Annotated in this window: 23 protein-coding genes; 19 read left to right on the forward strand and 4 right to left on the reverse strand. The window is 59.4% G+C overall.

The window, feature by feature from the left end; translation table 11 throughout:
* Window positions 1-10: 10 nt before the first annotated feature.
* Window positions 11-610, reverse strand: coding sequence for a (R)-1-hydroxy-2-trimethylaminoethylphosphonate oxygenase (tmpB, locus tag AB4K19_RS01020; RefSeq protein ID WP_375230112.1), 600 nt, complete (start codon window positions 608-610; stop codon window positions 11-13).
* Entirely contained in the window at window positions 607-1,755 is a 1,149-nt protein-coding gene (gene tmpA, locus AB4K19_RS01025; protein WP_436398745.1) for a 2-trimethylaminoethylphosphonate dioxygenase, read from the reverse strand. Before tmpA ends, tmpB begins: the two co-directional genes overlap by 4 nt.
* A gap of 97 nt (window positions 1,756-1,852) precedes the next feature.
* On the opposite strand from tmpA, the gene AB4K19_RS01030 reads away from it, so the two are divergent.
* From AB4K19_RS01030 to AB4K19_RS01055, 6 genes are all read left to right on the forward strand, one after another.
* Complete coding sequence (locus AB4K19_RS01030; protein WP_375230113.1) at window positions 1,853-2,704, forward strand: LysR family transcriptional regulator; 852 nt, start codon at window positions 1,853-1,855, stop codon at window positions 2,702-2,704.
* Window positions 2,705-3,174: 470 nt separating this feature from the next.
* Entirely contained in the window at window positions 3,175-4,035 is an 861-nt protein-coding gene (locus tag AB4K19_RS01035; RefSeq protein WP_375230114.1) for a hypothetical protein, read from the forward strand.
* On the forward strand, window positions 4,032-4,730 hold the full coding sequence (locus AB4K19_RS01040) for a GNAT family N-acetyltransferase (RefSeq protein ID WP_375230115.1): 699 nt from the start codon (window positions 4,032-4,034) through the stop codon (window positions 4,728-4,730). The genes AB4K19_RS01035 and AB4K19_RS01040 overlap by 4 nt, the downstream gene beginning before the upstream one ends.
* 183 nt (window positions 4,731-4,913) lie before the next feature.
* Window positions 4,914-5,033, forward strand: coding sequence for a hypothetical protein (locus AB4K19_RS01045; RefSeq protein ID WP_375230116.1), 120 nt, complete (start codon window positions 4,914-4,916; stop codon window positions 5,031-5,033).
* A gap of 137 nt (window positions 5,034-5,170) precedes the next feature.
* Window positions 5,171-6,196 carry an AraC family transcriptional regulator gene (locus AB4K19_RS01050; RefSeq protein WP_375230117.1) on the forward strand — a complete coding sequence of 342 codons (1,026 nt, stop codon included), beginning with the start codon at window positions 5,171-5,173 and terminating at the stop codon, window positions 6,194-6,196.
* 172 nt (window positions 6,197-6,368) lie between these two features.
* Window positions 6,369-7,574, forward strand: coding sequence for an acyl-CoA dehydrogenase family protein (locus AB4K19_RS01055; protein WP_375230118.1), 1,206 nt, complete (start codon window positions 6,369-6,371; stop codon window positions 7,572-7,574).
* Between the two features lie 108 nt (window positions 7,575-7,682).
* On the opposite strand, the gene AB4K19_RS01060 is transcribed toward AB4K19_RS01055, so the two are convergent.
* Window positions 7,683-8,045 (reverse strand): hypothetical protein, encoded by a 363-nt coding sequence (locus AB4K19_RS01060; RefSeq protein WP_375230119.1) that lies wholly within the window; start codon window positions 8,043-8,045, stop codon window positions 7,683-7,685.
* A 132-nt stretch (window positions 8,046-8,177) separates the two neighbouring features.
* Complete coding sequence (locus AB4K19_RS01065; RefSeq protein WP_436398748.1) at window positions 8,178-9,188, reverse strand: AraC family transcriptional regulator; 1,011 nt, start codon at window positions 9,186-9,188, stop codon at window positions 8,178-8,180.
* A gap of 81 nt (window positions 9,189-9,269) precedes the next feature.
* Between AB4K19_RS01065 and AB4K19_RS01070 the strand changes: the two genes are divergently transcribed.
* The 13 genes from AB4K19_RS01070 (at window position 9,270) to AB4K19_RS01130 (ending at window position 22,302) form a co-directional block, all read left to right on the forward strand.
* Entirely contained in the window at window positions 9,270-9,797 is a 528-nt protein-coding gene (locus AB4K19_RS01070; protein WP_375230121.1) for a DUF4142 domain-containing protein, read from the forward strand.
* On the forward strand, window positions 9,785-10,153 hold the full coding sequence (locus AB4K19_RS01075; RefSeq protein ID WP_375230122.1) for a cupredoxin domain-containing protein: 369 nt from the start codon (window positions 9,785-9,787) through the stop codon (window positions 10,151-10,153). The genes AB4K19_RS01070 and AB4K19_RS01075 overlap by 13 nt, the downstream gene beginning before the upstream one ends.
* 353 nt (window positions 10,154-10,506) lie before the next feature.
* Window positions 10,507-11,640, forward strand: coding sequence for a sugar ABC transporter substrate-binding protein (locus AB4K19_RS01080; RefSeq protein WP_375230123.1), 1,134 nt, complete (start codon window positions 10,507-10,509; stop codon window positions 11,638-11,640).
* Between the two features lie 74 nt (window positions 11,641-11,714).
* Window positions 11,715-13,250 (forward strand): sugar ABC transporter ATP-binding protein, encoded by a 1,536-nt coding sequence (locus tag AB4K19_RS01085; RefSeq protein WP_436398751.1) that lies wholly within the window; start codon window positions 11,715-11,717, stop codon window positions 13,248-13,250.
* Window positions 13,247-14,287, forward strand: coding sequence for an ABC transporter permease (locus tag AB4K19_RS01090; RefSeq protein ID WP_375230126.1), 1,041 nt, complete (start codon window positions 13,247-13,249; stop codon window positions 14,285-14,287). Before AB4K19_RS01085 ends, AB4K19_RS01090 begins: the two co-directional genes overlap by 4 nt.
* Window positions 14,284-15,264, forward strand: coding sequence for an ABC transporter permease (locus AB4K19_RS01095; RefSeq protein WP_436398753.1), 981 nt, complete (start codon window positions 14,284-14,286; stop codon window positions 15,262-15,264). Before AB4K19_RS01090 ends, AB4K19_RS01095 begins: the two co-directional genes overlap by 4 nt.
* 12 nt (window positions 15,265-15,276) lie before the next feature.
* A complete protein-coding gene (locus AB4K19_RS01100) occupies window positions 15,277-16,191 on the forward strand; it encodes an SMP-30/gluconolactonase/LRE family protein (RefSeq protein WP_375230129.1) in 915 nt (304 codons plus the stop codon).
* Window positions 16,192-16,216: 25 nt separating this feature from the next.
* On the forward strand, window positions 16,217-16,777 hold the full coding sequence (locus AB4K19_RS01105; RefSeq protein ID WP_436398755.1) for a hypothetical protein: 561 nt from the start codon (window positions 16,217-16,219) through the stop codon (window positions 16,775-16,777).
* A gap of 140 nt (window positions 16,778-16,917) precedes the next feature.
* Complete coding sequence (locus tag AB4K19_RS01110; protein ID WP_375230131.1) at window positions 16,918-17,844, forward strand: VPLPA-CTERM sorting domain-containing protein; 927 nt, start codon at window positions 16,918-16,920, stop codon at window positions 17,842-17,844.
* Between the two features lie 192 nt (window positions 17,845-18,036).
* Window positions 18,037-19,611 carry an alpha/beta fold hydrolase gene (locus AB4K19_RS01115; protein ID WP_436398757.1) on the forward strand — a complete coding sequence of 525 codons (1,575 nt, stop codon included), beginning with the start codon at window positions 18,037-18,039 and terminating at the stop codon, window positions 19,609-19,611.
* Between the two features lie 272 nt (window positions 19,612-19,883).
* Window positions 19,884-20,468 carry a hypothetical protein gene (locus tag AB4K19_RS01120; RefSeq protein ID WP_375230133.1) on the forward strand — a complete coding sequence of 195 codons (585 nt, stop codon included), beginning with the start codon at window positions 19,884-19,886 and terminating at the stop codon, window positions 20,466-20,468.
* On the forward strand, window positions 20,468-21,136 hold the full coding sequence (locus AB4K19_RS01125; protein ID WP_375230134.1) for an ABC transporter ATP-binding protein: 669 nt from the start codon (window positions 20,468-20,470) through the stop codon (window positions 21,134-21,136). The genes AB4K19_RS01120 and AB4K19_RS01125 overlap by 1 nt, the downstream gene beginning before the upstream one ends.
* Complete coding sequence (locus AB4K19_RS01130; protein WP_375230135.1) at window positions 21,133-22,302, forward strand: ABC transporter permease; 1,170 nt, start codon at window positions 21,133-21,135, stop codon at window positions 22,300-22,302. The genes AB4K19_RS01125 and AB4K19_RS01130 overlap by 4 nt, the downstream gene beginning before the upstream one ends.
* Window positions 22,303-22,304: the final 2 nt, after the last annotated feature.

The following is a 22,304-nucleotide window of genomic DNA, read 5'->3' on the forward strand; positions in this document are numbered from 1 at the left end:
AAGGCTGTGGCTATTCCCGCGCGCTGCCGCTGATGTGCCTGTCCACCTGTCGCTGTACCATCCCGGCAAAATGCCCAAAGTCCGGCGTTTTCATTCCCGCTCTTTTCCCGGCCTCATCGAGGTAACGGACGGCAATGATTGCCTTCAGGTTCGGGTTTTTCTCAAAGGCTGTGACTTCTGTCTGCGTCATCGGTCCTCCCTGCAGGTTGAGGGAATGAACGGATGCCTCGGAAAGGCGGCTGAAATAGTCTGTCCGTGTCGCACAGAGGTAGCGTTTGGCCGCAACGTGATACCGGCAGCAGTCCGTTACCACCGGCGGAAAAAACTGCTCCAGGACCAGGGCGCCTGCGTCCTCATGGTGGCGGTCTTCGGTGTCCTCCATAGTGAACGTGCCGAACTCACTGGTGAAATGGCCGATGTCGTGCAGCAGGGCCGCAACAATGATCTCCTCGGACTGGCCATTCTGCTCGGCGATGGTCGCGGCCTGCAGCATGTGCTCGCCCATCGTGACGGGTTCGCCGAGGTATTCCTCGCCGCCACGGCGGTCAAAGATCGAGCCGATGAAGGCCACGATTGTCTCCGGTGTCAGATTAGCTGCATCAACGGTCATTCTGCGGCCTCCTTCCGGTTATCGCGCGCGAGGCTGTCGCGGGTGGAGCGCACCCCGTCCATATCCGCGTAGCACCCCTGGAGCCACCGGTTGCCCGCACCGGAATATCCCTTTCGGGCATGCAGCACACGGGTGTTGTCGACCACAAACGCGTCACCCGGGTTCAGCCGGAACGTCACCTCCATTGCCGGATCATCAATGATCTCGCCCAACCGGCGATAGGCAGCATAGTAATCCTGCATCTTCTCAAACGGCACATCCGTGATCGCTGCGCAGGAGCGGTTGTTGAACCGGATCCCTGTCAAAGCGCCATCAGGGGCCAGTTCGATCATCGGCCGGCGCGCGGTGAGGCGCACACCTGCTTCGCCCGCGTATTCAAACCGCGCACAACAATCCGCCAGCAGGTCAAAGCCTGTGGGATCTTCGTCGCGCAACCGCAATGCGGCGGCGAACCCGTCCACCACCATGTTTTCGCCCCCTGTTGCGGAGTTTTCGAGGCAATGCAGAACCTGCACTGTGGGCACCGGATCACGGTAGGGATTGTCGGTATGTGCCTGCAGGCCAAGCCCGGTATAGGCGAGATTTGTCGGATTGACCTCGGTCCGTACCTCGAAGAGGCGGCCATAGTTGGTCTCCCGCACATGGCCAAAGAGATCAACGATCCCGAACAGGGCCTCCGGCTCAGCCGGGACATTTCCGACCCGCGCGAATCCATATCGCACAATGTTGTCGAGCCAGCCGTGCAGTGCATCGCTTCCGCCCTGCAACGCCCGAAAGTCCCCGTCGGGCAGATTGTGAGCCAGCGCGGCATCCCAGGGTTCCACGTCAGGCAGGAGCCAGCCGCGACCTTCGGGCGGAGCCCGGTCATAGGCATGCGCCGCAAGCCAGGCTTGATCAAATGATGTGACATGGCCATCCGGGTCAAAGCGGACTTCGAGATTTCCGCCGGCACCGACCTGCGCGGCACCGATCTTTGTGTCAGCGGGAATGTCGCGCAAAGCGATCAGGCGCTGTCCGTTTTCCGGTGCGCGTGTTTTCTCATCCTGCGCATTGTCGCGAAGCCACACGGCATGAAACCGTCGGGATCCGGAAGTACTGCGCATTGTGAGAAAGGTGCCGGACGGATCAACCGTGACTGACGGCATACTGTTTTCCTTCGGTGATGTTGTTCCAGGTGGAGTTTCCTGCAGCTGGTGCATAAATTCAAATCAGGAATAATGAAGCTGAGGCGCTGATTGATTTATGCATGATACCCGCCTGCCACCGCTGGAATGGGTCCGCGCGTTTGAGGCTGCCGCGCGGCTGGGCAGCTTCACGGCTGCTGCCGACGAAATTGGTCTGACGCAGGCTGCGGTCAGCCAGCGCATTGGCCAGCTGGAAAAACGGCTGGGTGTCGGGTTGTTTCATCGCAGGCCCCGTAACATTTCCCTGACAGTCGAGGGGGAGGCCTGGCTGCCGCACGTCCGGCACGCGCTGGATGGCCTGCGGGACAGTACCGAAGCGGTCTTCGGCGCGGGTCAGAAACGCCTTACCATATCTGCCAGTCAGTCCGTTATTGATCTGTGGCTGATGCCAAAGCTTGCGCGGCTGCAGTCGATGGTTGCGGCAGAGCTCTCTGTCCGAACGCTGGTGCTTGGGGCGCATGACGCGCCCGGGGAAGATGTGATCGGGATCCGCTACGGCACGGGGGACTGGCCGCATCCCTTCCGGGCGCGCCTTTATGCTGAAGCACTGGCGCCTGTCGCCGCCCCTGCACTTACCCACCGATCAGGTGCCTGGACAACATGGCCCCGCATTGCCTGCGCCGGCCCGCGTCCGGGGTGGCCTGCCTGGGCATCCGCCTTCGGCATACCCACGACCCCGGTGCCGCAGCTGCGGTTTGACACGCAGCTCTCCGCGATCAATGCGGCAAAGGCCGGGCTCGGCGTAATGCTTGCATCGCTCCCGCTCTGTGGGGCGGCTCTGGCCTCCGGTGATCTGATCCGGCTTGATGAGCGTTCTCTGCCGCATCACGAAAGCTACTGGCTGCTCGCCGGCCCGAATGCCATATCCCGGCGTGAATGGACGGCGCTGGCTGCGCTGGTGGATGTTTGATTGAACCATGTCGCATGCCGCGACACGCGGGGTGTGTTTCTGGTGCAGGGAACGCCAGGTATTGCGACGTGGCAGTCGGTGCTGGCTGACGTCCATCCGCCGATTATCAGCAAACGCTTTTCGGTTTTAGTCGTCGCCGCAACCCTGTCCCAAAGCCATTCCTGCGTCTGAAACAGTGCAGCAAAGCAAACGTTGGCGTCTGAGTTGGGCTCGGCGGCGGACGGATCAATGAGTACGCCGGGCGAATATTCAGTGGCGCGCCTTGCGTGTCCGAATTCAGTGCAGTCGCTCTTTCGGTTCCTGCCTTGGCGTCCGTGAGCAATTCAATCGAGCGGTCCCCGCCCTGCAATCCTCATCAAATCCTCACACAACGATCAAGCTTCGCTGCGCATGCGGGCCTATCCCGGTTCAGAGAGGGCAATGCGTCGTCGTTTTGCTCAGGACGTCGAAAACACTTCAGGGAACAGTCTATGACAGGAAAGTCGGTTTTTGGTGCTTGCATTCTGCTGGCACCCGGTGTCGCAGGCGCCGCAACGCTCAGCGCGGTTGCAGAGGCGCGTGTCAGCACAGCGGACATCAGTGCAGGGGAATATCTGACAGAGGTCGTTGATACCGCAGACGGTGCAACGGCTCAGGGCATAACGGCGGATGTTTCTGAACTGGCAGGCGATGCATTCGCCCATGTTTCCTCTGATCCTTCGGAGTTCACCTTCAGGCTTTCTTCTGCCGCGCGCGCACCGGTTGCTGAGACCGATGCTATGGTTTATGCACGTGCCCGCTCCGGGATTACTTCGGAATACAGGGCCGTTGGCAGTGGGGTCTTTCATGTGGATCTCGCAGTTTCTGCAGCCTCTTTCGTGACGACAGATCGCGCTGATGGGGTGCCGCTGGCGCATGTGTTTGCAGGATTTGAAATCACAGCCCCAGATGTTGTGTTTACGCGCCGCGTGTCTAACACCGATCCGTCCAGCCCGTTGGCTGGCCTGTTTTCAGGCGCTGACACGGGCGTAATCTCCGGTTCTGTATCGGTTGAAGACGGTGACCCGATCATCCTGCGCCTGTTCGGTGTGGCGGACACCGGTGAGTACCCGCAGTCCGGTTCAGAACGGGATGCCAACGCGTCTTTCTTTTCAGCGACCACCCGTCTCTTTGGCGGCGCGTCGCTTCGTGCAGAAGGGTTCGACCTTGTGCCGGTTCCGGACCTGCCGGCCCCTGTGCCGCTGCCCGCAGGGTTTCCGCTTTTTGATTGCAGGACTGGCGGGCCTTGCAGCAGCACGGATGCGCCGCCTGGCTGCCCGGGAAACAATCTGAGGAAAAGGAGCCAACGATGACCAGACACTTTACAATCGACCCCTGTGAAGCCCTCCTCGACCGGCCGGTCTGGAATGCTCTGATGTCCAGGTTGTCGGACATCAGCATTCCGGCCGGGTCGGCCCGGATGATGCATGAAGATACCAGCCCGCTGGCAGCGGCAGCCAGCGGATCGCAAATCGATATGCAGGAATTTGCCGCAATGGTTGCGCACAAAGGAGCGCCAGTCCTTACCCTGGAGCGCGAAACGCCGGTTTGCCCCCTGTTGCAGGGTCCGAAAGAACGGGTTGGTGGCGTGCAGATGATCGCGGTACGCCCCGCGACACCCAAAGACCGTTACAGGATTCATGAGCTGGGGCCGGACGATGCCGCTGAAATGTTTGACCTGGCTGCGCGGACAAAGCCGGGCCCGTTTGAACGGAACACGCATACAATGGGTGATTTTATCGGTATCCGGCGGGCCGGGCACCTGGTGGCAATGGCCGGGCAGCGCCTGAAGCTCCCCGGCTATACCGAGATCAGCGCTGTTTGCGTAGACAGCGGGCACCGTGGTTGCGGCATGGCTGCAGACCTGATCAGGCATATGTGCCAGCGCATCATAGCGGAGGGCGATGTGCCCTTTCTGCACACCTATGCGAACAACCGGACCGCCATTGAACTCTACGAACACCTGGGGTTTGAGATCCGCACCCAGATGGAGGTCGCACTCTGGTAGGCTTGGGTGCAGGAGAGGGCCGCGTCAGGTTCGAAGCTGGCAATACCGTTGCGCACGCAGACCAGCTCTGAACGCGGATCGCGGGCGTGGCTCAGTCCGAACGCAAACCTGGCGGGGACCGTCGTGCGCCCTTTTGAACAGGGAAAATGCAAAAACTCACGGCAATAAACGGGTCCGTGTGAAGTGCTTCACAGCCTGCTGACGTCACACCACGTAAATAACGCAAAGGACTGGAAAGGAGATATGCCATGGGCAACAGAGTTTACTATGATCAGCCGCGTTCGGCATCAGGGCGCGATGTGACCCCCCATGAGGGCGTTCAGAGCCGGAGCATGCGCCAAGGGTAAGGGCGGACAATTTTCGCGCGTCTGTTGGCCGCTGGCATCAACATGAAATCTGCTCTTCTGGAAGATCGCAATCGGTGGTAGCGACAAAGCATCATGCCGCCCGCTGCACCCCCATCCTATTCAACTGTGTCCGGTGGATTTATCGCGGACTGGCTGTCTGCGCTGGAGCCACTGTGTTCCGCGGCGCAGTTCCGATCATTACTGGAACGCTCTGATCTGTCTGCTGACCAGGACCTGCACAGCCGTGTGACGCTGGACCAGATCGTGGAGCTCTACCGGCTTGCAGCTGTGGAAACAGGCGACGAAATGATGGGCCTGTGGAGTCGCCCCATCCGGCCGCGAGCACTTCAGCACCTGCTGACATCCGTGCGCGAGGCAACGACACTGCCGTCGGCGCTCTACCGGTTTTCGACTTTCTGGAATCTGCTTCTGGATGACTATCAGTTCTCACTGACGGAAACCGGCACAACTCTGACCCTCCAGTTGAACCCACAGACAAAACAGTCACCGCAGCGTTTCGGGCATATGCTGATCCTGAAACTGGCGCATGGTCTGACCTCGTGGCTGGCGCGGCAAGAAGTACCGGTCCGGGAGGTTGCGTTTGCATTCTCACCCCCCGCGTTTGCAGAGGATTACGCGGTCATCTTTCCTGCGCCGGTGCGTTTTGAACGTGATACGAGCGCGATCTCGTTCGATCTGAACAGCCTCCGACCGGTGCACCCCCGTGGCGCAACCGACCTCGACCTGTTTCTGACGAACGCACCGCGGGACTGGATCTTTACGAAGTCACAGGACCATACACAGTCGCTGCGGGTTCGTGGTCATCTCAGCCGGATTGGCTGGGAGAAGGCGGATCTGAACGGAACCGCACAGGCACTGAACGTGACGCCGCGCACGCTGATCCGGCGTCTTGAAGCGGATGGAACGTCCTTTCAGGCGATCAAGGACGGGTTGCGTCGTGACATCGCAATCCGCCATCTGCAGGTGGGTCGTCTCACAACCGAGGCTGTGGCGCAGGAGGTCGGGTTTTCGTCGGCAGCAAACTTCCACCGGGCCTTCCGGCGATGGACCGGCAGCACGCCCGGAGCCTATCGGCGGCACACGTCAGCACGGGCGTGATTTTGTCACTTTAGGACAATTCACTGTCATTGCGCGAGATGGCCGGACCGGTGGAGTTCATGCCAGAGTGCTTAAAATATAGAAACAGGTTCACTTTCTGGCCGCGCCTGCATGCCGTGCCACAGAGGAGCTTTGGCGAAACCAGACATTTCATTCTGAAGGATTATCTGTGATGTCGGAACAACTTGATACCATTCTCGCCGCGGCCCGCGACCACGCGGAGAACGTCATCATGCCAAATATTGCGGATTGGAATGCCGCCGGGTCGTGGCCGCGCGATGCTTCCGATAAGGCCGGCGCTGTCGGGTTGACCGGCCTCTATGCTCCGGCGGAATGGGGCGGGCAGGGGCTTTCGCTGGCTGAAGGGATCCAGGTCTATGAACAGCTGGGTCTGGGTGACGGGGCTTATGCTTTTGCCCTGTCGATGCACAATATCTGTACCTTCGCGGGGTGTGGCTATGGCACCGATGCATTCCGCGAGGCCTGGGCCCGCGATCTCACCGCAGGTCGGAAGCTGGCGAATTTCGCGCTGACGGAACCGCAGTCCGGGTCTGATCCGATGAAGATGTATACCCGCGCGACCATCAACGGTGACGGCACCTGGACGATCAGTGGATCCAAAGCCTGGGTCAGCCTAGCCGGGGAAGCCGACATCTACTTCACGGTTGTGAAGACCAGCGATGTGCCCGGTCACCGTGACATGGCGATGATTGCCATTCCGGCGGATGCTGCCGGGATCAGTTTCGGCCCGCGTTATGAGACGCCGTCGTATAATTTCCTGCCGATGTCCGAGATGTATCTCGACCGCGTTGTGGTGAGCGAAGACAATATCATTCTGCCGGTTGGCCAGGGCCTTCAGGGATCCCTGATGGCGATCGACATCGCACGGGTGTCCATCGCTTCCGGATGCTGTGGTCTGATGCAGTCAGCTCTTGATACCGCGTTGTCCTATTCGAAAAACCGCAAGATGTTCGGCGGCAGCAATCTCGATCTGGATGGTATTCAGTGGATGCTGGGTGAGGTTGCAACCGATCTGGAAGTATCCCGCCTGCTCTATCGCCGGGCGGCAGAGGCGCTGGGCACACCCGAGGGGCCGCTGATGGCGGCTCATGCCAAACGTTTTGTGCCTGATGCGGCCGTCAGGGCGGCGAATACCTGTACGCAGGTTCTGGGCGGGATGGGGCTGTTGCAGCCATATGGACTGGACAGGCTGTCACGTCTTGCGCAGATGCTGCGCATTGTGGATGGCACCACAGAGATCAGCAGGGTCGTGATCGGGCGCGCCCTGAAGAAACGGGCGGCCGGACTGCCGGATCTGCCGGTCCCGCGCGGATTTGGCGAAGCGGCTGCAGAAAAAACAACGGTCGCCGCCGAATAAGAACCCCGCCCTCTTTTCGGCGGGCAGGGCAGCCGGCGTATGCCGGCGAAGTCAGATCTTTGCGCGCCGGGAGCTGGTGCCATGCCACCCGCACCCGGCGTTATGGCGTCAGGCGGCCGCGAGACTTTCGCCGGGTTTTGACAGCGCAATCACTGCTATCACGGCGGCACCGTTCACCAGATAGAATGCAGCATCCAGGCCGGAGAAACCCAGCAACATCGGCAGTGCAACAAAAAGAAGGCCAACAGCAAGGTCAACGGCCAGATGCAGTCTGTAGGGGAGTACGCGGATCACGCCCAGATGGTGATCAGTCAGAAGTGTGAGCAGAAACGCTGCCACACCGACGGTGGGCGCGATGAACAGGGCCAGCGGATGGGACTGGCCGAGGCCGAGCAGAAATGGCAAGGCGATCAGAGCCAGGGCAACCGGATAATCAAGCCAGGCATGAATAGTTTTTGTGACGAAACGCATGTTGGTGTCCTTTTGCGGGTTTCAGAGTTGTGCGCTCGGGCGCTGATGCAAAAGGTAGGTCGGTGAATTCGGACGTTGTAGTTCAGTAAGTTCGGAAAACATGACAGTTCGTCCGGAAGTCCGGATTAAATGTCAGGTTGCGGTCCCTTCACCACCGCTGGACCGGAATGCCGCCGGCGACTGGCCGATTTCTTTCTTGAAGACTCTGCTGAATGAAGATTCCGAGGCGTAGCCTGTCAGAACGGCCGTTTCTGCCACGGACAGCCCGTCTTTCGCCAGTGCGTCGCGTGCAATCTGCATCCGCCAGGAGGTGACGTAGGACATGGGCGTGACGCCGATACGTGACGAGAAACGTTCCGCAAAACCGGTTCGTGACAGTCCGGCTTCGCGCGCCAGAGTTCCGACCGTCCAGTCGGAGGCCGGCTGACGGTGAAAAGCGGTCAGCGCCCTGCCTATGTTCGGGTCGGCGAAACCGGCAATACCCTGTTCGTTCTGCGGAGACTGTTCGATATGCGCCCGGATCGCCTGAGCAAAGATTGCCTCGGACATCTTGAGCGCGATCAGGTCGCTGCCAAGGCGAGCCTGTCCGGCCTCGGCGCCAATGACGCGCAGGGTTGCATCCAGCCAGGGGCCAAGATCATCACCATAGCCGCGCAGGTGGATCACCGGAGGCAGGCGGTCGAGGATAATGTGACGGGACCCTTCGGCCAGCGCAAAGTGTCCGCAGATCAGCTGTGTGTCCTGAGTTGATCCGTTGCCGCCCCAGACGAGAGTCCCGTGTCCGGAAAATCCGGAGCGTTCGAGCACATCATCAAGGGGCAGCACAGCATCGGGTCCGGAATGCCGGCAGGACAGTGTGTGGCCCGCGCCGTGTGGAATTATCACAAGGTCGCCCTGAGCCACCGCAACCGGTTCAGACAGGCCTTCGACCCGGATCAGCGCGTCGCCGCGATGCGCATAGTGAAAGCGCGCGACATTGCTGAACGCCGGCACCCTGACGCCCCAAGGCTCGGTGAAGCTTGTGCGGAAATACAGCGTTCCTTCGAACGAGAGGCGGGTCAGGATATCACTCAGAAGATCCAGCATAGGTCTGAGAGTGCGCCAGATGGCCCGCTCAGTCCAGAGCGGTGGACGATCCGTCATGAATTCCGGACTGCCCGGCATTCAGACGCCAGAAACAGCATGCAATGACAGAACCGTTGAAAACTTTCACAGGAGCTGAACATGAAAAAGATAACCCTGATTGCCGCTGTGGCCATCGCGTCGGTGGGCTTTGCGGTACAGGCGGAGCAGCAGATGAACGATCTGGAAATCGCGCATACTGCCTACACGGCAGGTGGGCTGGATATCCGTTATGCCCATCTTGCCCTGGCTGTGTCGGAAAACGCCGAAATCCGTGCGTTCGCCGAAACCATGATCCGGGACCACTCTGCGGTAAATGACGCGGCGGGCGCTCTGACTACGGAACTGAACGTGACACCTCAGGACAACGACCTCAGTCGCGCGCTGGTGGCGGGCGCCGTCGCTAAACGCGCGGAGCTTATGGCACTGTCCGGTGCTGAGTTCGACTGTGCCTATGCGACGAACGAACTGGGGTATCACCAGGTGGTCAACAAGACAGTCGCAGAGAGCTTCATCCCGGCGGTCACGGTCGCGCCGCTCAAAGCACTGCTCGAAGACGCACTTGTGACTTTTCAGGCGCATGAAAAACATGCCGAACACATGGTTGCGGCGCTGCAATGCGACGGGTGAACCCTTTCTCAAGGCGTCTTTTCTGGCAGGGGCTGGGCGCAAGCCTGGCCCTTGTCACCACCCGACGTGCAGTCAGTGCGCACGAAGGCACTCATGTTGTGGATGTCAAAGTCTCAGGGTTTGAATTTGCCCCTGCCGCTGTCGAGATCATAGCAGGTGACACGGTGGTCTGGGTCAATCATGACATCGCGCCGCATACTGCAACAGCGGTCGAAGGAGACTGGGACACCGGGACGCTGGAAAAGGGCGAAGAAGCACGGATCATCTTCAAAGAGCCTGGTCTGCACCGCTATTTTTGTGCGTATCACCCCCATATGACCGGCGAAATCAGAGTGCTGTCCAAACCGGGCGGGTGAGCCGCCGTCCGTCTTAAGGTCGATGTGACCGGGGCAGTTTGCAGCGGTCGCGCTGCAGTTTTTGCAGCGGCGTCTTGCGGCGTTGGGAAGACCCCGATGCACCGTATTTCCTTTTGAAAACAATCCGACCCTGGCAGGCATTTTATTGCCCTTCTGGGTCGGGTTCTGACCTTGCCTGCCGGACGCCGATCACCGGCTCCACGCTGCACAGCAGAACCCCAATTCCTTGCAAAGAAACCAGAATCGGCTATCGTCGGTTGAAAGCGATTTTCCCAGACGCCGGATTACGGCGCGATTTTGCCAAAAAATTTTAGGGCGGATTCAGCCCGACAACACAGAGTGGAGGAAGAATAATGTTCAGTTTCAAGCGGGCGCTTGCCCCGTCTTTAATGGCGTTTGCGATGATGTCCGGAGGTGCGATGGCCGCGCCCGACAAAGTGTCCGGTCCGGGGTTTGACGCGGGCTGTTTCGCGCCATGGAACGACGAGATCGGGTATTTTCAGTGGGAGAAGCGCGAAGGCCCGCACAAGATTGCGATTGTGAACGGATTTGTCGGAAACACGTGGCGGATCCAGATGATCCAGACGGCCAAAGCCTATGCGGCACAGCCCGACATCGCGGCGCAGATCGAAGAATTCAAAGTCGTCTCGACCGGCACAGACGTTGCGGCGCAGCTGGGTGCGATCGAGGACTTCATCAACCAGGGCTACGACGCGATCGTCACGATTGCTGTCTCGCCCGAGGGTTTTGACCGGGTGATCCGCCTGGCGGACCGGAATGACGTGGTGCTTGTTCCGTTTGACAACGTTCTGGACACGGACAAAGTCATGCAGGTTAACAAAGACCAGCTTGAGATGGGCCGCATGTACGGACGCTGGCTGCTGGAGCAGTTCGGCGATAAGTCCGAAGGCAAGATCCTTGAGGTGCGTGGCCTGCCCGGCAACTCGGTCGACCGTGACCGCAATATCGGCTTCCATGAAGTCATGGACGCGTCCGGTGGCAACTGGGACATTGTCGAAGTTGTGGGCAACTGGGACGACGGGACGGCGCAGAAGGTAACCGCAGATGCTATCGCGGTTCACAGCCAGTTTGACGGTGTGGTTGTCCAGGGCGGCACGACCGGTGCCGTTCGCGCAATGCTGGACGCGGGCCATCCGATGGTTCCGCTGGCCGGCGAGGCCGAGAACGGTTTCCGCAAGATCCTGGCCGAGCAGGCTGACAACGGGCTGAAGGCTATCTCCATCGGTCAGTCACCAGGCATGGTGTCCGTGGCGATGAAAGCGGCACTGGCCGCACTCGATGGACAGGTGATGCCGCAGCTGATCTCTATTCCGATCCCGTCAACACGGTATGATGAGCTTGAAGCTGGCAAGAACTACTGGCCGGACCTGACGGACAACTTCTTTACCGTGAACGAATTCCCAGCCTGTGATGTCAATATCACGGCGCGGGAGATCATGACCAACGACGCGGAAAACCTCGAATAAGACCACAACAGAACGGTGCCGGGCCGCGTGGCCCGGCGCCTGTGTTTTACACAACAGGTTGTTTCGGGAATTTCATGTCAACATCCTCTCGCGATCCGGCGCAGGCACATGTCCATCTGAACGGTGTCACCAAGCGCTACGGCGGTGTCACGGCGCTCGACAAAGTCGACTTCTCCTGTGAGCTTGGCTCCGTTCACGCTGTTCTTGGTGAGAACGGCGCGGGCAAATCCACACTGATCAAGATTATGTCCGGTGTTGTGCAGCCGGATGAGGGCGAGATCCGTCTTGATGGGGCGCCGGTCAGTTTCTCTCATCCCGCCGCCGCCAACGCGCAGGGCATTGTCTGTATTTTCCAGGAGCTTTCGCTGCTGTCTGATCTATCAGTGGCGGACAATATTTCGATTGCGGATCCACCGCGCCGCTTTGGTCTGATCGACGGCAAAGCACAACGCAGGCGCGCAGAGGAATTACTGGCGCGGATCGGCTGCGAGGACGTCAACCCGATGTCGCGCGTGCGGGATCTGCCGCTGTCGCGCCGGCAGATGGTCGAAATCGCGAAAGCGCTGGCCAAAGACCCCAGCGTTCTCATTCTCGACGAGGCGACGTCCGCGCTGACCGCAGCGGATGTGGATACTGTTTTTGAAATACTGCGCCGTCTGCGTGATGATGGCATTTCGATCCTGACGATCTCTCACCGGATGCACGAAATCGAGGCAATTGCCGACAAATGTTCGGTGTTCCGCAACGGACAGCATATCGAGACATTTGAGCAGGGCGCGCGCACCGAGGGTGAAATCGTCCAGATGATGATTGGTCGCGAAATCACCGCGCACTTCCCACCCAAACCACCACCCCCGGATGCCGCCAAGCCGATGCTGCAGTTGCGGAACTATTCCTGGGAAGACCGTCTCAGATCAATCGACCTGACCGTTGGCGCGGGCGAAATTGTGGGCCTTGGCGGTTTGGACGGGCAGGGTCAGAAAGAGCTGTTGCTCGGACTTTTCGGTGTGCTCAAAGGAACAAGCGGTCAGGTTACCGTTCAGGGGCAGGACGTTGAAATCAATTCGCCGCAGGACGCCAAAAGAGCAGGCGTGGATCTGGCGCTGATCCCGGAAGACCGCAAAACCGAAGGCCTCATGCTGCCGATGTCGATTGCGGATAACCTGACAATCGCGTCGCTCAAAAGACTGTCGCGCGGGCTGTTCGTTGATGCGGATGCGCTGACGGCCGCCGTGGAAGACGGAATCCAGCGGATGCAGATCAAAGTGGGGTCGAGTGCCGATCCGGTCTCCACACTGTCGGGTGGCAACCAGCAGAAGGTCGTGATCGCAAAATGGCTCATGACGGACCCGAAAATCGTCCTGCTGAATGATCCGACCCGTGGGATCGACGTGGGTACAAAGCAGGAAATCTATCGTCTGCTGCGCAGCCTGGCAGAAACCGGCGCGTCGATTGTCTACTATTCGACCGACTACGAGGAGCTGATCGGGTGCTGTGACCGCGTGGCGGTTATGTACGACGGCGAGATCGTGCGGGAACTGCAGGGCGACGAAATCAATGAACGAAACATCATCGCGTCTGCGCTGAAAATGGATGAGGCCGCTGAATGAACGATCTTAGAGTGCGGCTTGCGCAGAATGCTGCGTTGCTGACGGCAATAGCGATCTTCATCCTGTTCTATGTGTTTTACAACATGAACCACCCGCGGGGCTTTTCGGTGGCAGTTCTGATCCAGAACTCCAACGAAGTCTTCACGCTGGCAATGGTGGCGATGGCCCAGACGGTGCCGGTTCTGATGGGCGGGCTTGATCTGTCTGTCGGAGCGATCATGACGCTGGTGAACACAATCGCGAGCCATTTGCTGAACGGCAGTCCGGCGCAGATCGCGTTTGGCATGGTGCTGAGCCTTGGCGCCGGTGCCGCCTGCGGGTTCATTAACGGCTGCATCGTTGTTTACGGGCGTATCCAGCCAATTATCGCGACTCTGGCCACAGGTGCGATTTTCCTCGGTCTCGCGCTGTTTTTGCGCCCCTCCCCGGGCGGCAATGTAGACGATGATCTGTCCTGGGCTGCCACCAACGACCTTTATGAAATTGCGGCGACCTATGGGTATGCGCAGAACGGTGAGGCCGCCTGGTTCCAGCCGATATCGTGGATTCCGGTGCCGCTGGTTCTGCTGGTTCTGGTGGCCCTGTGTGTCTGGATGCCGTTTGCACGGTCTGTTACGGGGCGTACCGTTTATGCGGTGGGGTCCGGAGAGGGGGCTGCGTATATGTCCGGTCTCTCGATTGACCGGGCGAAAATTGCGGCTTTTACGCTGGGAGGCTTCTTTGCAGGAATTGGCGGACTTTACCTGACACTGCAGACATCTTCGGGCAATGCCGACATCCCGCAGGCCGGGGCCTATACGCTGAATTCCATTGCGGCGGTGGTTATTGGCGGCACCTCATTGCTAGGCGGTGTTGGCACCGCGATCGGGTCCATTTTCGGCGCTCTGATGCTGCGCACCATTTCGTTCAATTTCCGGATCTTTGAGATCGATCCGCTTATGCAGCCCCTCTTCGAAGGTGTCGTGCTGCTGGCGGCGGTGAGCCTTGGGGCCTTCAGGGTGCTGAGGGTCCGGAATACACTGGAGCTGTTCCGATGACGCCGCTGCCGGAAAATACGCCACGGCCACGGTTCCGCATGGTTGAGGAAGACAAGCCGATCATCATGGCCGCAGGCTTTATCGTCGTGATCCTCGCCGTCGGCACGGTTTATACACTCTACACGCAGGGGACCGCGACGCTGCTGTCGCCCGAATACCTGCTGCAACAGCTGCAGGTGGGGGCGTTTCTCGGCATCACGGCGGCGGGCATGATGCTGGTGATCCTGCTGGGTCATATTGATCTTTCGATCCCCTGGACGATTGCCGCCGGTGCCATGATGGCAACAACGGTAGGCGGGCCGATGGCCATTCCGGTGGGTCTTGGGGTTGGTCTGCTCGTGGGGCTGGTGAACGGTCTTGGGGTCGCATACCTTCGGATCCCTTCCATGATTTTCACACTGGGTGTGAATGCTGTTATGCGTGGGCTGATGGTAGCGCACACGGGCGGTTTTGCGCCGCAGACCGCCGCGACGGACCTGATGCAGTATCTTGCCGTGGGCAAAATCCTCGGTATTCCGGTCGCGCTCATGGTCTGGGCCGTCGTGTCCATCGGCGTCATGCTGCTGTTGCAGCGCACGGCGGTCGGAAAAAGCATCTATGCCATCGGGAACAAAGAGGCGGCAGCCTATCTGGCCGGGGTGCCGACGAGGTGGGTGATCGTCTGCGCCTTCTGTCTTTGCGGGATGCTGGCGGGGCTCTCCGGAACATTGCTCGCAGGGTATTCAACCAAAGCCTATCAGGGGATGGGCGACGCCTACCTTCTGCCCGCAATTGCCGCGGTGGTGATCGGCGGGACACATATTCTGGGGGGGCGTGGCCGTTACCTCGGGACGCTCGTCGGTGTGATCCTGATCGTTTTGCTGAACTCGGTTCTGTCGATCATGCAGATGCCGGAATCCGGACGGCAGATCATCTACGGATGTGTGATCATTGTCATGCTGCTGGTTTACGGACGCGGATCAAAGGTCACCAGTTAGGAGGAATTCACGATGCTCACTGACGCTTTTGAAGTGATCGACAGGAGGTTCACACAATATGCGATGGCGAATGTGCACCTTGAAACTCTTTACAGTGGGACGCGCTGGGCCGAGGGGCCGGCATATTTTCCGGCGGGCAGGTATCTGATCTGGTCAGACATCCCGAACGATCGGCTGCTGCGGTATGACGAAACCAACGGCGCAGTATCGGAATTCCTGAGCCCCTGCCGCAATCACAACGGCCATACTGTAGACCGCGAAGGGCGTCTGGTGTCCTGCGAGCACCGCGGCCGTTGTGTGAGCCGCGTGGAAGTTGACGGCTCGACCACGATCCTCGCGGACCGGTTTGAGGGAAAACGTCTGAACTCCCCCAATGATGTGGTTGTCAGCTCTGACGGTGCAGTGTGGTTTTCGGACCCCACCTACGGCATCGACAGTGACTATGAGGGCGACAAATCCGAGGCTGAAATCGAGGGGTCATATGTCTACCGAATTGATCCCGGCACAGGTGCTCTGACAGCAGTGATTACCGATATGGTCAAGCCCAACGGCCTCGCCTTCTCGCCGGACGAAAGCCTGCTTTATGTTGCGGACACGGGTGCCACGCATGTCGAAAACGGGCCACAGCACATCAGAACCTTTGCCGTCAATGACGATGGATCGCTGTCGGGCGGAGAGGTGTTTGCCACCTGTGACACCGGGCTTTTCGACGGGTTTCGTGTGGATGTGCATGGCAATATCTGGACCTCTGCCGGGGACGGGGTGCATTGCTATACGCCTCAGGGTGATCTCATTGGCAAGATCCTGACCGGCGAGGTCGTCGCCAATGTGGAGTTCGGCGGTATTAAACGAAACCGGCTGTTTATCTGCGCCACAACAAAGCTGCTGGCGGTTTATCTCAACACCAAAGGTGCTCCGAGACCGTAAGCCAGTGGCACAGACAAGGGAGTTCATGATGAAAACAGAAAGCTATTTTTCAAAGCCGCAGGGCAGGATCCCCAACAGCCGTTTCCCTCTTCTCATCCACCGGGGGGGCATACCGGGTGGGGGCGTTGATGCGGTCAAATCGACGTTCCGGAAGAACGGATGGGGAAACAACTGGGAGTACCCGGGTATCTACGAATATGCGCATTTCCATTCGACCTCGCACGAGTGCCTCGGGTGCGCTTCCGGCTGGATGGAATTCCATCTCTCAGTTGAAGGCTGGACTACCGTCCGTCTGGAGCAAGGTGATGTGATCGTGATGCCCGCCGGTGTCAGCCACGAAATGACAGGTCACTCAGATGACATCATGATGTGCGGTGGATACGCAGGCGGCCGCGACTGGGATAACATCCAGGAAGCGTTCCTGACGCCGGAGCTTTATTACCAGGCATGCAAGCTGATCATGTCGCTACCGATCCCCGATACTGATCCGGTCACAGGTGGACCTCTGCATCAATGGCATGATGCACCGTCGTCCGTAGATGGTGGCTGGAACGATTTCCGTGACGGACTGGATGCATCCTCCTGACTAAATCCCCGCTGTTTCTGTGAAAAAGCCGGGCTTTCACCCAAGCGGGTGATTTCTTTCGGTGCGCGGCTCTGTCGTAGTGTCAGGGCAGTTTTTTGCAGAATTTTCGGGCCGGTGCGGCCCTTAGTGAGGGATTTAGTATGTGGAAGTTTTGTACTGTTTCAGCGGTATTGGCGTTGGTGCCGGCGTGGTCTTTTGCGGCTACGCTGGAAGTCGCGGGGGTTGTGACCGCAATCGATAACGGCTTGTCAGGTGTGACAAGGGAAGAATACAAAACCGAAGAGGCCGGGGGAATTGACGGCCTCGCACGTGGCGAGGACAGGGCGTCGCTGGGCCGTGCGGAGGGAACCTCGAATTACACGGTGGATTCAAGAACCGGACTGTTCCGTCTGGGTTCATTTGCCTCTCTCGACCGGAACGTTTCAGATGGTTCGCGCGCGGGCGGCAACATCCGCGTGACGCTGACCGAAAGCTTTGTGGCCCAGGGGACCGGTACCGCGCAGTTCCTGTTCGACTACGATGGCGCGTTTTCTAATGACGGTGATGACAACAGCAGAAGAGGTTACAGCGCAAACAGCCGCGTCGAAGCAGAGCTGTCCGCCACTGTTCAGGACGGCAACCGGCGTGTCACCACGCGGGATCGGACGGGCGCCTCCCAGACGTTTTCGGGCGGCAGCGGTTTTTTTACCTCCTTCAGCGAAATTCTTGATTACAATAACAATAATCTGTTTTCCGAGCTGAGCAGTATCTCATTTGATCTCGTCGATGGACAGGCATTCGATCTGAGCGTGTCGTTTTTTGTCGGCTCTGGCGCGGGCATCAACGAAGGGCGGTCAAACGCGGATTTCAACAGTACAGGCTACCTCAGTTTTACCACTTCGGATGGCCTGAACCTGTTGGCGTCCAACCGGAATTTCCTGGCGGATGCGGTGGGACGACCAACGGATCCTGACCCCGACGACCCCACCGATGTGTCAGCGGTTCCGCTGCCCGCTGGGGGTGTCCTTCTTCTGGCCGGGCTGGCGGGTTTTGCAGCCGTTGGGCGCAAGGGGAAACAGCGCGTCTGAGGAACCGGCCGGTGACGTTGTGGTTTCTCCCGGAGCTGGCGGGTGGTCTTCCTGCCCGACAGTTCCACGCGACAACCAAGACGTCCCCGAAGCCCGTTGACCGCGATGGACCGGGTGCAGTGAACACAGTACCGTGGGTCTGTATCAGTATCCCTGAACGGGATCAGAGTGGGGCGTGAAAGGTCAGCGGGTTTGAGTGAAGTAACCAGGGAAACTCTGGAACACAGGATCGAAACATCTGATTTCGAAGACCTGTTCCCGCTTGTTGCTGATCTGGCCGAACAGGGCGACACGGAAGGACTGAACAGAATACTCCAGCCCTTCAATGAACTGATCGGCAAGCTGGAGTTGTCAGCTGATGGCTGGCGTGGTGCCGAAGTCATTCCGTTCTCAGTTCATCTGAACGGGACAATTGTGCGTATGTCGGCGCCAGCAGCGGCGGGTCTTGTCCTGAGGCCTGGCGACAACCTCTCCCCGTTGCTCAATCCTGCAGGGCAGCGTGTTTTGGAGGAAGTGGCAGCACAAGGTGGCCCGGAACGTCTGGTTTCGGCCGAAATACTGGCGAACGGGCGCACAGCGCTTGTGGGCATAAAACGCACCAAAAACGAGATTTTTGCCCGTGCGCTGGCAACCTTCTGGCGGCCGGAGATCGAGGAATCGCTGCATCGCGATTTCCAGCTCAGCAAAACCGAGACCGAAGTTGCACGCGGCCTGTTCGAAGGGTTGCGGGCAAAGACAATAGCCGGGCTGCGCAGCCGTTCGGCAGAAACAGTGCGCAGTCAGATCAAGTCGATCTTCCAGAAGACCAATGTGACGAATGCGCTGGAATTTGTGCACCTGATCTATGGTCTGAACGCGCATGCATCGGTCAATGTGCCCCGGTCTGCTCTGTCGCGCAGTGGTGAATCGCGACTGTGGCGGGGCACCGACTGGACCATAGATGTCTTTTGTGACGGCCCGGAGCAAGGCCGGCCCCTTCTGTTCATGCACGGCTGCCTTGGTGGGTGCCGGTTTGTTGAACACGCACGGGAACGCCTGAGCGGGCGGCTGGTGATCGCGCCAGGCCGTCCAAACCATGGGCGTACCCCGGACACCGGCAGGCCGTGGAAGGAAACCCCCGAGGTAGCGGCGCTCCAGGCGTTGTCCGTTCTTGACAGTGCTGACATCCGACAGGTGGATGTGGTCGCCTATGATGTCGGCGCCGCCGGAGCCCTGACACTTGCGGCGATGGCGCCGGAACGTGTCGGACGCGTTGTCATTGTCTCGTGCCTGCCGCCGATGCCGCGGCTGACGGATATTATGGCCATTCCCAGACAGCAGCGCGTTTTCCCCGTCCTGAGCCGCATTTCTGCGGAGGTCGGAAAAGCGCTGGCGCGGCTGGGGGGCGAGCGGTTGCTGGAACGCGGCCCGGATACCTTTGGTGACATAGTGTTTGCGGGTGCAGAGGTGGACATTTCTGCCTGCCGGGACCCGGGCGTGTCAGAGCAGTTCTGGCGCGGGCATGGGTGGCACACAGTGCAGGGGCCGGATGGCTTTTTTTACGATGCGGCCCTTGCGGGCACGGCATGGCACGAAAACCTGAGCGATCTCTCTGTTCCGGTTGTGTTTGTCCACGGGGAAGCGGATGCCAGCGCACCCCTGGGCACTGTTCAGGCTCTGGCGGACAGAGTGGGAGGTAAGGTGCGGGCCAGTCCGCGGGTCGGCCATGCCCTGCTGCACGCCCACCCCGACCTGTGGTTGAATGCACTGGACGATGAACGCGTGTGATCCCTGGCGTGCTGGCGTTTCATGTGCGCCGTGGCGGGAAAAACTGCAACAAATCACGCCAGATGCTAGCCAAAGGCCTGCAGCGCGCTAGTCTGACAGACTGAGAAAATGACGTGGGACGAAAGCCCGTTTGACCTGACCGGACAGACGGGCAATCAAAGGGGTGCAAAAATGCTTTCGGATCCTCGGACAATTGTCAGGAGCGGGCCGTCAGTCATCGCTCCTCAGGCGTGACGCCGGAGCAGCACTCAGTGGGAACGATGGAAAAAAGTATGCGCGAAAGACTGTTGCTTGGGGGAATGTTCGCCCTTGGGCTGGCTGCCATCGGGGGGTTCGTCCTGTTTTCATCTGACAGGGAGCCCGGCGTCTCACCGACCACCGCTTTTTCGGTTCCCGGTAAGCCCGGTATGACGGTCGATGTTGCCCACGAGCTTTTCTACCAGCTGACGCCAGCGCTGTTGCTTGTGGTGTATGAAGCGTTCGCTGAGACCGAGGAAGCTGCGATCTACGATACGCTGGAAAGTGTCACTCACGGCGATGCCCTCGAATATCTCTACCTTGAGCGGGTGGGCGCAATGGCCGGTGGCGGGCTTGAGGAAGCTGATCAGACAATTCACGAAATCAGCCTTCTCGAAACGCAGGTCAGACGCGATGACGCAACGCTGGAAATTGATGCATCCTGGCAGGTCATCGGCACGGTTGGCCACGCGGAACACCTGCATGTGAGGGGCAATACCTACAGCGCGGAACTGCTTGTAGCACCCGTGGACGGGGCCTGGCGCATCACAGTTTTCGAGCTTCTGGACGTGAACCGGGATGCCGCGGGCGAAACCTTTCTGGCGCCAGAGACAAACTGATGCTGAAGATCGAAAATCTTGCGTTCAGCTACGGGGCGACCGGGTTCCGGCTCAGCATCCCGGAACTGGTGGTAGCGGACAGGGACCGGCTGGCCATTGTCGGCCCCAGCGGCAGCGGCAAGACGACACTGCTTAATCTTGTTGCCGGTATTCTGTCCCCGGAAAGTGGCCGGATCCGGATTGGCGACAAGGATGTTGTTCAACTGTCTGACGCGGAACGTCGTCAGTTCCGCGCGACCCGTATCGGTTTTGTTTTCCAGGATTTTGCGCTGCTTGATTACCTGTCAGCACGCCAGAACATTCTTTACCCATACCGGATCACGCCCGCGCTGAAGATGGATGCAGAGGTACGCGACAGGGTGCAGACGCTGGCGGATGCCTGCGGCATCGGCAACAAGCTTGACCGGCATCCGGATGCGCTGAGTCAGGGCGAACAGCAGCGCGTGGCAATCTGCCGGGCGCTTGTCACAAAGCCGAAGCTGATCCTGTCGGATGAGGCCACGGGTAATCTCGATCCCGAAAGCAAAACGCGCATCCTTGATCTGCTGTTTGAGCAGTCCGAACAGGCGGGAGCAGCAGTTCTGGCCGTGACACATGATCACGAACTCCTGCCACGCTTCCCGCGTGTGCTGGATTTTGCGCAGTACCGGGAAAGTGTTCCGGCATGAATGTCCTTTTTCTGGCGTACTCGTATCTTCGGTATCACCGGGCGCGCAGCCTGGTGCTGATCTTTGTGACGGCGCTCATTCTGTTTGTGCCGGCGGCCACGCAGATCCTGTTGTCCACCAGCGAACGCGCACTTGTTGCGCGTGGCGAGGCGACACCGCTTCTGATGGGCGCGCGGGGGTCCCAATTGGACCTGACGATGGCCGCTCTCTACTTTTCGGAGGAAAGCCCTGAACCTGTCGCGATGCGCGAGGTCGAGGCGATCTGGGACTCAGGCCTGGGCATTCCGATCCCTTTGCACACGGCCTTTTCATCATCCGGTTTCCGGATCGTCGGCACATCGCTCGACTATTTTGATTTCCGGGGCCTTTCGCTGTCGGACGGTCGTGGTCTTTCTTTGCTGGGTGACGCGGTTATCGGATCCAAAGTCGCTGAGGCGCTCGGAAAAGGTGTCGGAGACTCGCTGGTTTCTGCGCCGGAGAACCTTTTTGATCTGGATGGTGTATATCCGCTGGAGATGCCCGTTGTGGGCGTTCTGGCGCCAACCGGCACCCCGGACGACGAGGCCGTTTTCGTTGATATCAAAACAGCCTGGGTGATCCAGGGCATCGGACACGGTCACGAAGATGTTGTCACAAGCGCCGAGGTTGCCGCGGGCACTGCAGCCCTCGCCAGTGCAGCCGTTGTCGAATACCAGCGCATCACGCCGGACAATATCGAAAGCTTCCATTTTCACGGGTCGCAGGACGATTTCCCCACATCTGCTGTGATTGTGGTGCCAAACAACACCCGGTCGGCGACGATCCTGAAGGGGCGGTATCTGGACAGTGAACTGCCCACGCAGCTGGTCAGCCCCGGCGTCGTTGTCCAGGGGCTTGTGGACCGGATTTTTCGCATCCGATCGCTGCTGAGCGCCGTAACTGTTATCATAGCAGTTGCTGCATTTGCTGCCATTGGTCTGGCATTATTTCTCAGTTTCCGTCTGCGCGCGCGGGAGATTTCCACCGCAGTCAAACTGGGGGCCAGACGGGGAATGGTGCTGAGGCTCTTGGCGGCAGAAACCGGAGCACTACTGTTTATTTCACTGAGTATTGTGGCCCTGGGGGTCGGGGTGCTCTCACAATATGCTGAAGCGTGGGTTGGCTGGTTACTCGCGCTCGGAACCTGACT

The organism is Roseobacter phycocola (assembly GCF_042055075.2).
GTDB lineage: Bacteria > Pseudomonadota > Alphaproteobacteria > Rhodobacterales > Rhodobacteraceae > Roseobacter.